Raw genomic sequence first — 15583 nt, forward strand, 5'->3', positions numbered from 1 at the left:
AATTGTCAAGTCTGTTAGTGCTATCTCACGATTTATTTCCTAACATTTTCTTAATATTCCGAAAAATTGCTCAATCAATCATTGATTATTCAGAAAAATTTCTGTAAAACATGATAAAATAGCGTATTCTCAGGTATTATGCATCTCGTTAACTCTGTTAAGAAAATATCACCAGAGTAGAAAATATTATCCATTTTGGCATAAATTGGAACCAAAGAGTTATAAGCAATTTTGTAATAAAATTCTTTTATACTGACATATATTTTCGCATTTTTTCTAATGGCGTTTCCCCTTCCATTATAAATCCTTACACGCAAAAAAAGCCCGAATATGATATTGAAAAGAACACCATATACAGGCTCTCCTATCAAAGGAGGTTTTCTACTATGATCAGTTTATCTTCTTTTTGATCTGTACAAAAATACGCTCGATGCAATACGCCAGCAAAAATACCAGGAAGATCGCAATACCTGCCGTGCCGTATTCATACCCCTGGATGCTTGTAGAAATCAGGTAGCCGATGCCCCCTGCACCTACCATACCAAGGATAGCACATTCTGCAAAATTGATTTCAAAACGCATACCTGCCCATGCCACGATCTGAGACAGGGAAGAAGGCAATACTGCGTTCAGGAAAACGCCCAATCTTCCTACACCAGTCGCTTCCAGCGCCTCCAGCGTTTCCCCGGGGATGCTTTCAAAGCTCTGGGCAAAGGATTTTGTAAAGAATGCTGTTGTATGGACACACAGACCGGCGATACCAGCGGAAGGGCCCATCCCCAGACAAACCATCATTAAAAGCACCCATATGACCGTGGGCACTGCTCTCAGGAAAGTGAAAAAGCTCTGCACGAAGCGGGAGAATTTTTTATGACGGAATACATTTTCTGCTGCCAGCATACCAAAAAACAGCCCCAATACCAGACTATACAAGGTAGAAAGCACAGTGATGGAAAGGGTCTCCATCAGAGCAGAGCTGAGAAGATCCATATTTTTCAGATCAAAATGGATTAGTTTCCAGAAAATGATACCAACATCCGGCACACGGGAAGCCAGTCTCACCCAGTTGATATGCAAAAATCGTTCACTGATCACTGCCAGCACGGCAATAGAGATCAGGAAAACAGGGATCGTATGGTCCTTCTCTGCGCAATCCACCCGCAATTTGCCGGAACGGGTACGCCGCAGATCTTTTTTCACAAAAGTGATCTCACTCATTGATACAACCTCCTTCTCAGGTGACCTGTGATCAAATCTACCACGATAACCATTACTGCAATCATCAGGATGATGCTGAAGGCGATATGATACTTAAACCCTTTGATATAGGAAAACAGCACCATACCAACACCGCCGCCGCCAACCATGCCAACGATAGTGGAAGCTCTGATATTTACCTCGATGCAGTAAAGGAACCAGGAAAGGAAACCGCTCAGGCAGGAAGGCAAAACGCCATGCACGACTCTCTGGGAAAATGTCGTACCAACTGCCTGCAAACTTTCCAGACAATCCTGGGAAATATCCTCCATGGTCTCTGCAAAAGCACGTACCATGAATGCAAAACTTGTGATGCAGAGCGCCACAAAACCAACACCTGTGCCGATGCCCAGGGAAGAGAACAGGATAAACGCCCACACCAAGGCAGGAATGTTTCTTAAAAATGTGGCAAAACCACGAACGAATTTTGCTGCCTTAGGGAACGGAGACACACTTTCGCTGGCAAAAAGGGAAACAAAAAACGCCAGGATCGCAGCCGCCGTTGTTGCAGAAAGGGCCATAGCCACCGTTACAAATACGCTTTCAACGATATTGGCGATCTTCTCTGCTTTTGGCAGCTCAGGAGGGAAGAAATCTTCATTGATAAATGCCCAGAAATTTTCAGAATTATGAACCAGCTCCATGGGATTGAATTCTGTATAGACCGTACAGATGACAAACAGCACAACGATCACGGCAAAAAAGCCTTCATAGACCTTTTTCTCAGCTTGCGCGATCTGCGGGATACGTTTTTTCATCCTCTGCTCCTCCAATCATCAGATTTTCCTTGGATGTGCCGTAAATCTTTTCGATCACACCATTTGTCAGCTCTTCGGGCTTGCCGTCGAATACGACCTCTCCTTTATGCAGACCGATGATACGGGTAGAATATTTGATCGCTACATCCAGCTGATGCAGGTTCACGATGCAGGCGATATTTCTTCTGCTTGTCATATTTCTCAGGATATCCATGATGACCTTTGCACTGGAAGGGTCCAAAGATGCGATAGGTTCATCGCACAGCAGCAGCTTAGGGTTCTGCATGATGGCACGGGCGATGCCGACACGCTGCTTCTGCCCGCCGGAAAGATCACTGGCACGATTATAGCAAAAATTGCCTACCCCCAGTTCTTCCAACAGGGAGATGGCTTTGCTTTTATCTTCTTCTGTATACATCCCAAGGATACCTTTCAGCCCCCGCATATGCCCCAGTGTACCATGCAGCACATTCTGCAGTACAGATAAACGGTACACCAGATTATAGTTCTGGAAAATCATACCAATTTTACAGCGGGTCGCACGAAGTGTGCGCCCGCTTTGATTGGAAATATCCGTGCCATCAATGATCACAGAGCCTTCACTGATAGGGATCAGTTTATTGATGGCACGAAGGAGAGTCGATTTACCAGAGCCGGATGGACCAATAACGGAGATAAATTCCCCGGGCATCACATCCAGAGTGATGCCTTTCAGAGCATGAACACCATTGGGATAGTGCTTTACTACGTTTTTAAAACTTAAAATTGGTTCCATAAAAGCCTCCAATATTTTTACTGCTTATTCCGCGTTGATATTTTTATTCAGTGTGATGATGGGTTCGTAATCAGCGATGCTGCATTCTACGAAACGAGCGCCTTCAACTTTGATAACATCTGTGAAATACTGTTCGTTGTCATAGCTTGTCAGGAAGTCGATCAGTGTTTCTCTCAGGTCAGCATCTACGGTTTTGCCGATCACGATAGCTTCTGCGGGGATCGCTGCGGAAGAGTGGATGATTTTGATATCAGATTCTTTTGCATTGCCGTTAGCGATTTCGGAAGCCAGAATCTGGTCGGAAATGGGAACAACATCAACGTCGCCTTTGATAACAGCCTGCAGGCCTGCCTGATGTTTGCCGGAGTAACTTACTGCTTCGAAGAATTCGCCGTTTGTATGCAGTTTGTCGCTGTCCAGATCTTCATCGGGGAATGCTTCCATGATATCGGATGTAGGAACCAGGTTACCGGATGTAGAGTCGGGGTCTACGAATGCCATTGTTTTTCCCTTGATATCTTCGATGGAGTTGATTTCATCATTATCTGCTCTTGTGATCAGTACAGAATGGTAAATGGCTTCATCTTTATTGCCGTTGGGTGCTTTCATTACGATGGGTTCTACATCCGCACGTTCAGATGCCAGTGCTACTGCCATGGAGCCCATATAAGCCATATCTGCCTGACCTGTACGCAGTGCTTCGATGATTGCGTTATAGTCGCTTGCCTGGATCTCTTCTACTTCCATGCCCAGAACTGCGCCCAGATCATCTGCCAGACCCTGACGAGCATCTGCGCTTTCTGTTGTGGATTCATTAGGTGCATATGCAATTGTGAATGTGTCTTTTTCTGCTTCTGCAGCTTCACCGCCGCCACAGCCTGTGAATGCTGCCATCGCCATTGTTGCTGCCAGAGCCATTGCAAATAATTTCTTCATGATTTTCTCTCCTTTTTACTTTAGAAAATTGTTTTCAATATATTGTGAACGACTGCTTCAGTCAGTTCTTCCGGGTTATTGTCTGCTCTGCCCTTTGTGATGCTCTGCGCCACCAGCTGAGGCAGATCTTCTTCTGTCACGCCCCATTTCTGCAGGCGGATGGGATGTCCTGCCACTGCAAGAATACCATTGATACGGGGACGAACCTCTCCAATCTGTTCCACGCCCAGGGCTGTCAGCAATGCATCCAGATCTTTCACAGCAGGAGCATTCAGCTCCAGCACGGGCCCTAGCAACAAGCTGACTGCTGCACCATGGGGGATGCCGTGGTGCATGGTCAGGGGATAAGAAATGGAATGGCAGCCGGTGGTGCGGGTATTACTGAAGGCCATGCCTGCCATCATACTGCCCTTTGCCATCTGTTCGCGGGCTTCCAGGCTTCCCTGATCCGCCAGCAGCTTATCGATGCTGCCCATGATGGTGCGAATGGCTTCCAGCGCCAAACCGCGGGAAACTGTATTTGTAGCTTTTGCCCAGTAGCTTTCCACTGCATGTGCCACTGCGTCCAGGGCGGAAGAAACCGCCAGCTTCAGAGGCATGCTCTTTGTCAGATCAGGGTCTACTACTGCTGCATAAGCGAAATTTTCACGGGATTCTACGGAGCGTTTCATATTCTGACTGGGGTCCCAGATGGTTGCCCAGCAGGTAACTTCGCTGCCTGTACCGGATGTGGTAGGTACGCCGATCCATTTTGTTTTCGGCTGTCCATAGGCTTTTTCAGAAATGATCTTTCTCATCTCATCGGGAGAATCCACCTCTTTGCCATAGAAACAGCAAAGGGATTTGCCCACATCCATGACGCTGCCGCCGCCAACGGCTACCACAACTTCGGGCTGAAAATCAACCGTCCTGCTATACAGTTCAAACAGTTGCTCAACTGTAGGATTGGATTCATTGAAGCGAATGGTACGTACGGTGAAGGCATCCTTCAATTCCTTAAATCCTTCCAGATATGTAGTGCTTTCGCTCCATGTGAGCAGGAGCACTCTCCTTTTTTCAGAAATGATGTTTTCGATCAGCGCAGGGATCTCTTTGATGGCTCCGCTGCCGCAAATGACCTGAACGGGATTGTAATAACGATCCAACGTTTTTCCCCTCCTTTGGGTTTCTTTTTTCTCTCTCATTTACAAAAATGATTTTATTCCCCCTACGTAAAGTCTGCTAGCATCTGAATGTTAAGTGTAAAATCACAATGTTAAAAAAGGATGCTTTTTTTGAAAGCATCCTTTACAATCACATCATATTTATTTGATCAGGTGCAGGATACCGCGGATATCCTTCACCACATGATCAGCACCGGCAGCATAATAAATGCCTGCCACTTTGTGATACAGTGCATCCTGCACCGCTTCGGGCAGCGCATTGTATTCCTCTTCTGTCAGGCCCATCACAGAGCTGCCTTCTACGATACCTACAGACACCATGCCAGCATTTTTGCCTTCCTTGATATCGGAAACGGTATCGCCTACCTTCATGACTCTGGAAACATCCTGCAGCTTCAGTTCCTGCATGTTTTTGAAAATCATATAGGGATAAGGTCTGCCGCATTTACCAACGGAATCGGGGCTGAACCAGCAATCGGGCTCATAGCCGGCTTCTTTTGCCGCAGGTACAACGATATCCATCATTTCATCTGTGTAGCCTGTAGTAGAGCCGATCTTCAGGCCCATTTTTCTCAGCTCCGCGATGGTTTCCTTTACATAGGGCTTCGGCTCTGCGAACTGATCGACGATCTCCAGGATCTTCTTTTCGCTCAGTTCGTATACTTTTTTTACATCCTTTTCTGTCCACGCCTTGCCGTGCTTTTCTTCCCACAGCTTGCTGATACGTTCCATGGAAAGCATCGTGCGCACATGGTCAATCTTCAGCATGCCCATAGGTTCACGCACTTCTTCCAGCGTAGGAGTGATACCGAAAGCTTCGAATGCTTCGATAAATGCCTTTACGGGAGCAAAGCAGCCATAGTCCACCGTTGTGCCTGCCCAGTCAAAAATAATGCTATCGTATTTCATATTTTTCCTCCTTAGATAAAGCAAAATTCGGTTTTCTTTAAAAAAGAAACAGATTTATCATACACTGACAATGTAAAATTTAAAAAAGCAGTCCCGTAAAATGTTCGTAAAAGGATCTTTGGCAATTAACAAAGGCACTATCTTTTGAAAATAAGATAATGCCTTTGTTTTTCATCAGAGCATTGCTCTGTTGTTTTTTATTTTGTTCCGGGAATGATCGTTACTTCCTGTGTATCCGCATCCCACTGAACCGCTGCGCCCAGTCCCTCCGCAATGAATCTGACGGGCAGGTATGTTCTGCCGTTTTCGATGAATGCAGGAGCATCCAGCATCACTGCTTCATTATCCACGAATGCAAAGGAAGAACCGACATAAATCTCCAGAGTCTTATCTGTTGTTGCGATCGTCACTTTTTTCGTTGTATCATTCCATGTGACCTTTGCGCCCAGGGCTTCTGCAACAAATCTTGCAGGCAGCATGGTTCTTTCGTTTCTGATGACAGGAGCCACATCATTGATGACTGTTTCGCCAAAAACTTTTGCCGCTATCTGGTCGATGGTCAGAATGATCGTATCTTTTTCTTCTGCCTTAGAAATATCTGTTTCATCGGCTTCTGTTTCCTCGATCTTTTCAAATACAGAATCGATATCCACTTTGCCTTTGGGCATTACAAAGGAGTATTTGTCATTGCCCAGATCTTTTAAAGTCAGCTCGTTGCCTTCTGCATCTGTAACAACTAGCTTTTTCAGTTCATAGTTTTCCTCAGGTGTTACAGTAACTGTAACCGTAGAGCCTTTTTTCGCCCTTGTTGCACTTACTTTCACTTCGCCGTTTTTTGTATCATCTGTATTAATTTCATACTTCTTACTGGAAGAAGATTTAGAAGAAGAGGAGCCGCTGCTTGTATTGCTGCCGTCACCTGCATTGCCACTATCACCCGTGTTGTCATCGTCGCCTGCATTGCCGCTATCACCCGTGTTGTCATCGTCGCCTGCATTGCCGCTATCACCCGTGTTGTCACTGTCGCCTGCATTGCCGCTATCATCAGCGTCATCCTCTTCCGTTTCGCCAACATGAGGTACTGTAAAGGTAAACTGATTGCGGTCACGGAACAGCTGATCGTTATCCACAGAATACCAGTTTACATTTACTTCGTTGCTGTCTTTATGGAAAGTGAGCATCATCATCATACCCAGGCCATAGCTATTATCAATGCCCTGCGCATCACATAGGATAGAAGTTACTTCCTTGCCTGCACCGTTCAGATCTGTACGATGTGCCAGATCAGGATAGCCGATATGGCCGCCCATACCCAGGACAACGTTAGGATATTTGCCCAGTTTATCCCAGATGTCGCCACCGTCCATATTACCGGGATAGTCCATATCTTTGTCATCTAACAATGTGCCGTCTGCATACATATAGGCGTGGGCAGTCACGATAACATTCTTGTCAGGGTTATTTTTCACGATATCCTCTGCCCAACTCAGCGCGCTTTCTGTAGGATTCCAGCCCAGAGACAGGATCAGATAGTCTCTACCTCCTGCTGTTACTTTCCAGCAGGTCTGTCTCAGTGTCTTATCATCACTGGAATCTACAAACCAACTTTTCTTAGAATATTCATCATAGGTATAGTTGCTGTCCCATTCCTGGTTATTTGTACCAACGTCATGGTTGCCCTGCATAGGCATCCAGGGGATACCGGATTCATCCAGAATGTCTGTTGCAGCCTGACAGTTTGCAAACTGTTTATCGGTCGTTGTATTTACCATATCCCCCATGTGCATAACAGCCGCGATATTATATTTATCTTTATTTTCTGCAATCCAATGGGTCAATGCTTTATAAATATCAGGATATGTCTGAGAGAGGAACTGGGTATCCGGCAGAGCGATCATTGTATAATCGCCTTCTGCAAATTCAGGTTTCAGCCAGTCTACGAACTTGTAAACCTCATTCTCATCATCTGTCAGATCCATATCTTTATATTCTTTTGACGCGGAATCAAATTTCCAGCTTGCCATCAGGGTATCCCCTGTGAAAGGTACAGAACCATCTGCTTTCAGGGCATCGAAATCTGCTTTGATATCTGCCGCTGTTCTGGTATCAGACCAGATGCTCACATTGGCAATTTCGCCTTTGAAATACTGCTCGTTATAGCCCTTTGTATTTGTATCTTTACTGCTGTAGCCACCTGTGCCACGATAGTCGCCGCCGATTTTCAGCGCCTGTGTAGGAACCTTGGGCGTGAGTGTACAGTCTTCTGCCACATAAACCAGTTCGCCATTGATGTAGCAGCTGATTTCATCGTAATCTGTATCAAAGGTCATTGCTACATGTACCCATTCATCCTGACGCAGATCTACACCAGGGATCACAACGCTCTGTACGGTACCCTCATTGGACTTGTTACTCAGCTTCCAATACAATCTGGGCTGACCGTTTTCTGCAACTTCAAAGCTTACATAAACCAGACTGTAATTGTAATAACCCAGATCTACATAGTTGCCACAGATCACGCCACCGCGGCCTTCCAGATCCTTATCCAGTTTAACAGTAGCTTCGAAGGTCAACGGTGCAGCATCCAGAGTCTTTTCTGCACACAGCTGGTCGGTAATACTGAATGTTGCGCCGTTCAGATCTCCCAGTTCTGCAGATACATAGTTGTATTTGAAGCCTGCATAGATGGTGGTATCGGCAGAGATGGTGTCATTTTCAAAATCCCATTTTGTTGTACAGGCAGCATCTTTATACCATCCTGTGAATTCGCTGTTTCCTCTTTCCAGCGTAACTTTAGGTTCTTCTACTTTTGTATATGTTTTCTGTGTTCTGTCCGCTAATTCGGATATATCCCCCTCTTTCACAGAGGCGCCCGCAGTGTTAAATTTGACTGTAAATTCCACATTCGGATCATAAGGATAGCCAACAGCTTTCACGTCATAGCCGCCACTTTTCACCTTATCAGGGAATACAGTATCGGAATAAACCTCTTTGCTGCCTTCCTCACCGTTGACGGAAGCAAAACTCCACGCATGAGCCAGGCCTGCTTCGTTGCCCTTTACTGTTTTTGTCGCATATTCTGCGATTTCCTCGGCAGTGCGCACGTCGCTCCACATACGCACTTCGTTGATCTCACCATTCAGATAGTATGTAGGATTTGTATGATAGTCACTGCCGAAGCACAACCAGTTTTCCAACGTGGCATCCGCAAAACCCTCTACTTCCTGTTCCGCTGCCTTTACACCATCGATATATACAATTACTTTTTTATTCTCACTATCACGAACCAGAGAGATCAGTTTCCACTGGTCATCACAGATATCACCCAGTTCCGTAAATTTGATATCATTTTTTACGCCGGTATCTTCCCACAAACGTAGGTTATTGGCTGCAGTCACTTCCAAACCCCATGTTTTGCCGCCATTGCCATAATTGTTCATAATGGTCTGTCGTTTTCCTGTATCTGCGCTATCCAGCTTGATGCGAACTTCCACAGTTGCAGGCGTTGTCACTGCACCCTGTGCCTGTACATAGTCGCCGTCTTCATAATCGAACACCAGACCTGTGTAATTTTCTGTATTCACTTCAAAACCTTCTGTGATAATGTCATTACTGCCAGCTGTATCTTTTACGGTCGTATTTTCATAAGCTGTACCCTTTGTATCGCCAAAATCCCAGCAGTGTTCCAGATCATCTGCATTAGATTCTGTGCCATCATAATATGCTTTGATTTCATCAGCAGTACGGGCGTCACCAAACATACGCACTTCGCCGATCTCCCCTGCCAGCCAGTACTGTTTTCTTAAGTCAGTGCCAAAATATGTAGAGGTAGACAATTCTGTATCTGTAAAACTCCATTCATCTGTCAGCATACTGCCAGATGTTTTGTATTCCCCATTAATATATACATCCAGGGTGCTGTTCGCTTTATTGCGGACAACAGAAATCAGCGTCCATTCACCAGTGCAAATATTTACATCTGTGAATTTATAGCTGATGCGGTCTTTGCTGCCGTTGCTTGTGCCGCCGTTGACATTTTCCCAGTATCTCAGAGTATTATCATCATTGACTTCCAGCCCCCAGCTCTTTGTTGTCTCTTTCAGATAGTTGTTCATAATGATCTGGCGACGGTTTTCCCCTTCATCCAGCTTCACCCAAATTTCTACGGTATCGGGAATGGAAATGGGTTCTTCTGTCAGGGCATAGTTGCCGTCGTCTTTAGAACCATCGAAATACAGACCTTCCCGCTCCTCTGCTTCCGGTGCTTCGGGATTTTCAATCACATCGGTCTCTTCATCTTCTTCCAAGGCCAGTGTCATCAGAGGAGCTTCCTCTTTCTTCTTTTCTTCGATGATCGCTTCATCATCTTCTTCAGCTACTCCGTCTTCTACAGGTGTTTCGTCCTCTACAGATGCTTCATCCTCTGCGGGTGTTTCGCCCTCTACAGTCTTCTCTTCTTCTGTTTCATCTGTATCGATTGCTTCTTCAATCTCTGCCCCATCTGTCATCTCTGATTCCTCTGCCAATGCCAGAACGGGCACTGCAGATGTGGTCATGGATAATGCAAGAAATGTACATAAGCCTTTTTTCGATGCTGCTTTATATTTCATGATATTCCTCCCTTTCATCAATACCTCTCTTTTCAGGATTTCTACAGCATCAATATATCCTTCCTGTGTAAAATTCGAAATCGCCTCTTCGTAAAAAGCGTTTCGTCCATGTAAAAAAAGGACGCTTTTTGTAAAAGCATCCTTTTTTACATCCAAAAATATTCGATTTAACAAACCAGAATGGTATTTTTTACTTTCTCAAAATCATCAATACCTTTTTAAATACATTCTTTTGAGGGTATCCGTTTTTTTGAAAGCAACGGGATGATCGATAAAATACTGCTGTGCGCTCAAGGCATCCTTCCTTAAAAGAAAAGGCGTGCTCAAAAAGCACGCCTTTTCGGGAAATTATATATGAAGCAAACGTTTTTCAATGAATTTATAAATTCAAATGCTTCGATTATTTCTTCTTAGCGAAGATAGCACGTACAGGCAGGCCAACCAGTACCAGGATGATACCGCCAACAGCGATCTTTGTGGAGCCCATGCCAGCCATGAACAGCTGGTTGATCAGCACGTAGCCACCGGAGATGATAGCGATCAGAGGGATTACAGGGTATGCAGGTACTTTATATGTACGTTCTACATCGGGAGCCTGTTTTCTGTAAACCATAACAGCTGCAAATGTCAGTGTGTAGAATACCCAACCAACGAATGTACCCAGGTTTGTCAGCAGGTCGAACTGGCCTGTCAGAGCGTAGATAGCGCCCAGAATACCAATCAGGAAGATACAGTTGATAGGAACGCCTGTGCCGGAGATTTTGGACAGAGCTTTGCTGCCAGGCAGGTCGCCCTGAGTTGCCATATACAGAGCTGTACGAGAACCGGACAGGATAAAGCCGTTGCAAGCACCACCAGCGGAGATCATAATACCAACGGATACGAATTTACCACCCATATCGCCGAAGATTTCCATAGCTACTGCAGATGCAGGAGATTCCAGATTCATCATTACGTCAGCAGGCAGTACCCACAGGTAAGCCAGGTTAACGATGATGTAAACAGCCATGATCAGAGCTACACCACCAACGATAGCTTTAGGCAGGTCTTTGCCGGGGTCTTTCATTTCACCAGCGATCGCACCTACGTTTGTCCAACCTTCGAATGCGAACAGTACAGCGATCATCAGCTGACCCAGTACGGAACCCATGGACAGGCCTTCACCCAGCATGGGATCAAAGATGGGGTTACCATTACCTCTGATGAAACCAAAGATCATAATCAGTACCAGGGGAACCAGTTTAGCTACTGTGAAAACGTTCTGAGCTACGCCGCCAACTTTAGCGCCCATGCAGTTCAGAATAACCATGATAATGATACAAGCGATAGCTACGGGAACTACCATACCGTCGCCCAGGAACAGTTTAGCCTGGTTAGCAACAGCTACGCCCAGAGCAGCTACCAGACCGGGGTAGAATACTACAGTCTGCATCCAGCCGCACAGGTAACCAACTTTTTCGCCGAATACTCTTTTCAGGTATACGGGCATACCGCCTGTTTCAGGCATCAGAATTGCGATTTCAGCAAATGTCATAGCTGCGCAAAGGCACATCAGGGATGTGATGATCCAAGCCAGGATTGCCAGACCGGGTGCACCAGCTGTTGCTGTGTACATTGCTGTAGGTTTGAAGAATACACCAGAACCGATAACGCAGCCTACTACTGTTGTCATAGCAGTAAACATACCCAGTTCCTTCTTCATTTCTGTGTTGTTACTCATTTTTCCTTCCTCCTTTTTTTGAAAGATCTGCCAAAAAACACCAATTGCCCGGTATTAAAAAAGATATACAGCAAACACCAATTATATACCAGTTTGCCTGTATATCCTCTGTCTCTCTACCTGAAAGCATTACTTCTACGGTGGCTTTGGCAAAACCAAGCACTTTCCAGAGTTCCATCTGTAAAAGGTATTTGTACCTGAAAGTTTCTTCGGAAAACGGCTCTTTTCCCAAATTGCTCCATCGGTTTTCTCATCGTTAAATATGATGTGATTTTTATGATTGCGTGAGAAATCTCCCTTTTACTTCGTCTGGTTTTATGCACTTTGTGAGTAAATTATATATCGGTGAGAAAATCTTGTCAATATATTTCGGTAAATTTTTTTATCGTCAAATTATAAAAGTTCATTATGCCGACAAATTGCACTAGAATCGGAGTTTATCAGCTTTTCAGAACATTTGCATGCAAAATATTTTCCGTTTCTTTCCAGCCAATTCTTCCTGTTTGACGTTACTTTTGTTCAGTCAAATCCGCTGCAGCTCTCGTCTATTTCTTTCCCTCTTGTCATATATATGAAGGGAACATACACCGGAGGTTCTCTCATGAGCCGAAAGACCATCATCACCGGAACCCTTATCCTGACTGCTGCCAACCTCATTACAAAATGCATGGGGTTTTTCTATCGTGTTTTCATGTCCAATGCCATCGGAGCCGAAGGAATGGGGCTTTATCAGCTGATCCTGCCCATCTATTCCCTTTCCTGGAGCATCACATCCGCAGGCTTCACCACTACCATTTCACGCCTGACCGCCCAGGAACATATCCGCGGACAAAACGGAAACATCGGACGTATTGTCAAACAAGCTGTGTGTCTTTCCCTGTTCATCAGCTTCATTGTCAGTGGGGCTCTATTTATCTTCTCTGATAAAGTGGCATTCTATCTGTTAAAGGACAGCCGCACCGCCCTGCCTTTGCAGCTGCTTGCCATGGCTGTGCCCTTTATGGCTGCCGGTTCCTGCTTCCGTGGCTTTTTCCTGGGTATGCAGGAAACCCTGATCCCCGCTCTTTCCCAGGTTTTGGAGCAGACTGCCCGCATTGTTACCATCTATTTTCTGGCAGGTATCTTTGTACCTCTGGGTCTTTCCTACGCCTGCTGTGCAGCAGTTGCCGGCATTTTGCTGGGGGAATTCCTCTCCTGCGGCTTTGCAGTGTGGAATTATCTTCACTACAAACGAAAGCATAAGCTCATCCGCAAGCCGACTCTTTCTTCCCCTGCAGTGCTTTCCATGATACTGGCCATGGCAGTGCCCCTCTCCGCTACCCGTATCGCCACTTCCCTGCTTTCCACGGTGGAAAATATCCTGATCCCCCGCCAGTTGCAGCTTCATGGGCAAAATACCATGCAGGCTCTTTCTACATACGGCGAACTGACAGGGATGGCAATGCCCTTGATATTACTGCCCTCCGCCTGCCTGATGGCTGCTTCTGTTTCCCTTGTTCCGGAAATCTCAGAGGCCTGCGCCGTAAAACAGGATACTCGTATCAGCCGCACTGTTTCTGCAACATTCCTGTTCACTTCTATCATCAGCTTCGGGGCAGCGGCGCTGTTTGCAGTATTCCCAAGGGAAATCTGCTATGTAGTATACAACCGACAGGCGTTGGGGCAGGTTTTATTTCCCCTGGCATTCCTCTGCCCTTTCATTTATGCGCAGACTACATTACACGGGCTATTGAACGGCCTGGGAGAACAGTTCTTCCTTTTTTGGAGCAGCATCTTTTCTTCCTTCATCACCATCGCTGTCATCTGGTTCTTCATGCCTGCCTATGGCGTGGCAGCATTCCTTGGCGGATGGTTGCTGAGCCTGCTGGTCATTGTCGGACTTTCTCTTTGGAAGCTGTATCAGAGAACGGGGGTGTTTCCTTCTCTGTATAACTGCTTCCTGAAGCCATTGCTGGCAGGGGCAGCGGCGGGACTTCTGGTGAAATATGTCATCCGTATCTCTGAGCCGTCAAAGCTGCTGTTTTTAGGCTCCCTCTGCGGCATGGGGATGCTGTATCTTTTGTTCCTGCTGGCTTTGGGCTGCCTGCGCAGAAAAAATTTAGAAGCACTTCTGAGTGCAAAAAAATAAGCTGGCGCAAGGCCAGCTTTTCCTCCGAAAAAATCATTTATTCAACTCTACCAGACCTGCTTCATACAGCTTCTGCAGACTCATCAGAATACCTGTTTTTGCATGGAACCATGTCAGACCGCCCTGGAAATATACGGAATAAGGCTCTCTGATGGGGCCATCAGCACTCAGTTCGATAGAAGAACCCTGGATAAATGCGCCTGCCGCCATGATAACATCGCAGTTATAACCGGGCATTGCATAGGGAATCGGTGTTACATAGCTATCTACGGGGGCCGCCGCCTGGATGCCCTGACAGAATGCTTCCATGGCTTTCGCACTGCCCAATTCCACCGCCTGGATGATATCGTGACGGGGTTCTGTGCTGTTGGGGATGACATGGAAGCCCAGTTTTTCGTAAATATTTGCTGCAAAAACAGCACCCTTCAGCGCGCCTGCTGTCACCGTAGGCGCCAGGAAGAAGCCCTGATACAGAGAACGGTTTACATCCAGAGAAGCACCAACTTCCTGACCCAGACCAGGAGCACTCAAACGGTATGCGCATCTGTCGATGCACTCCTGCTTGCCGCAGATATAGCCGCCGATAGGAGCCAGACCACCGCCGGGGTTTTTGATGAGGGAACCAACGATCATATCCGCACCAAGGTCAGAGGGTTCAATGACATCAACAAACTCACCGTAGCAGTTATCTACCATGCAGACCACATCAGGCTTGATGCCTTTGATGAAAGCAATCAGTTCACCGATCTGTTTCACAGAAAAAGTAGGTCTCATGGCATAGCCTTTGGAACGCTGGATAGTCACCAGCTTTGTTTTTTCATTGATGGCTTTTTTGATGTTTTCATAATCGAAGGTACCATCTTCCAGCAGGTCTACCTGTCTGTAGCTTACGCCATATTCCTTCAGGGAACAGGGAGAAGGCACAGTACCAATTACCTTTTCCAGTGTATCATAAGGCTTGCCCACGGGGGAAAGCAGTTCATCCCCGGGCACAAGATTTGCGCTCAAGGCAATGGCCAGCGCGTGGGTGCCGCATGTGATCTGAGGACGTACCAGTGCCGCTTCTGTATTGAAGCATCTTGCATATACGTTTTCCAGTTTATCACGACCGTCGTCGTTGTAGCCATAGCCTGTAGAACCCGCAAAACATGTAGCGTTTACGCGTTCTGCCTGCATGGCTTTCAGAACCTTTGCCTGATTATATTCTGCAACTGCATCGATTTTTTCGAAGCGTTCTTTTAAATCTTTCAGAATTTCGTTGCCGAAAGCTTCTACCTCAGGGGAGATGCCCAGCATACCGTACATATTTTCCATTTTTAACTCCAAT

10 protein-coding genes and 1 riboswitch are annotated in these 15583 nt (G+C 46.1%); of the genes, 1 reads left to right on the forward strand and 9 read right to left on the reverse strand.

Annotated features, from left to right (window positions below; genetic code table 11):
- Positions 1–390 precede the first annotated feature (390 nt).
- The 8 genes from IJ369_RS02870 to IJ369_RS02905 all read right to left on the reverse strand — a co-directional run bounded on the left by IJ369_RS02870 (position 391) and on the right by IJ369_RS02905 (position 12128).
- Positions 391–1218, reverse strand: coding sequence for a PhnE/PtxC family ABC transporter permease (locus tag IJ369_RS02870; protein WP_290715761.1), 828 nt, complete (start codon positions 1216–1218; stop codon positions 391–393).
- Positions 1215–2015: a phosphonate ABC transporter, permease protein PhnE gene (phnE, locus tag IJ369_RS02875; protein ID WP_290715764.1), complete on the reverse strand. Its 801-nt coding sequence runs from the start codon at positions 2013–2015 to the stop codon at positions 1215–1217. The genes IJ369_RS02870 and phnE overlap by 4 nt, the downstream gene beginning before the upstream one ends.
- A complete protein-coding gene (gene phnC / locus IJ369_RS02880; protein ID WP_290715766.1) occupies positions 1981–2790 on the reverse strand; it encodes a phosphonate ABC transporter ATP-binding protein in 810 nt (269 codons plus the stop codon). Before phnC ends, phnE begins: the two co-directional genes overlap by 35 nt.
- A 24-nt stretch (positions 2791–2814) precedes the next feature.
- On the reverse strand, positions 2815–3726 hold the full coding sequence (locus tag IJ369_RS02885; RefSeq protein WP_290715768.1) for a phosphate/phosphite/phosphonate ABC transporter substrate-binding protein: 912 nt from the start codon (positions 3724–3726) through the stop codon (positions 2815–2817).
- Positions 3727–3746: 20 nt separating this feature from the next.
- Positions 3747–4871, reverse strand: coding sequence for a phosphonoacetaldehyde reductase (locus IJ369_RS02890; RefSeq protein WP_290715771.1), 1125 nt, complete (start codon positions 4869–4871; stop codon positions 3747–3749).
- 159 nt (positions 4872–5030) lie between these two features.
- Complete coding sequence (phnX, locus tag IJ369_RS02895) at positions 5031–5798, reverse strand: phosphonoacetaldehyde hydrolase (RefSeq protein ID WP_290715773.1); 768 nt, start codon at positions 5796–5798, stop codon at positions 5031–5033.
- Between the two features lie 197 nt (positions 5799–5995).
- Positions 5996–10408, reverse strand: a complete 4413-nt coding sequence (locus IJ369_RS02900; RefSeq protein ID WP_290715775.1) for a LamG-like jellyroll fold domain-containing protein — start codon at positions 10406–10408, stop codon at positions 5996–5998.
- 400 nt (positions 10409–10808) lie between these two features.
- Positions 10809–12128, reverse strand: coding sequence for an APC family permease (locus tag IJ369_RS02905; RefSeq protein WP_290715777.1), 1320 nt, complete (start codon positions 12126–12128; stop codon positions 10809–10811).
- Between the two features lie 175 nt (positions 12129–12303).
- Positions 12304–12437, reverse strand: a riboswitch (glycine riboswitch).
- Positions 12438–12729: 292 nt separating this feature from the next.
- Between IJ369_RS02905 and IJ369_RS02910 the strand changes: the two genes are divergently transcribed.
- A complete protein-coding gene (locus tag IJ369_RS02910) occupies positions 12730–14256 on the forward strand; it encodes a putative polysaccharide biosynthesis protein (protein ID WP_290715780.1) in 1527 nt (508 codons plus the stop codon).
- Positions 14257–14289: 33 nt separating this feature from the next.
- Here the strand turns inward: IJ369_RS02910 and IJ369_RS02915 are convergent, their stop codons facing one another.
- Entirely contained in the window at positions 14290–15570 is a 1281-nt protein-coding gene (locus IJ369_RS02915; RefSeq protein ID WP_290715783.1) for a methionine gamma-lyase family protein, read from the reverse strand.
- Positions 15571–15583: the final 13 nt, after the last annotated feature.

It is taken from the genome of Anaerotignum sp. (assembly GCF_017483025.1).
In the GTDB taxonomy this organism is placed as follows: Bacteria; Bacillota; Clostridia; order Lachnospirales; family Anaerotignaceae; genus Anaerotignum_A.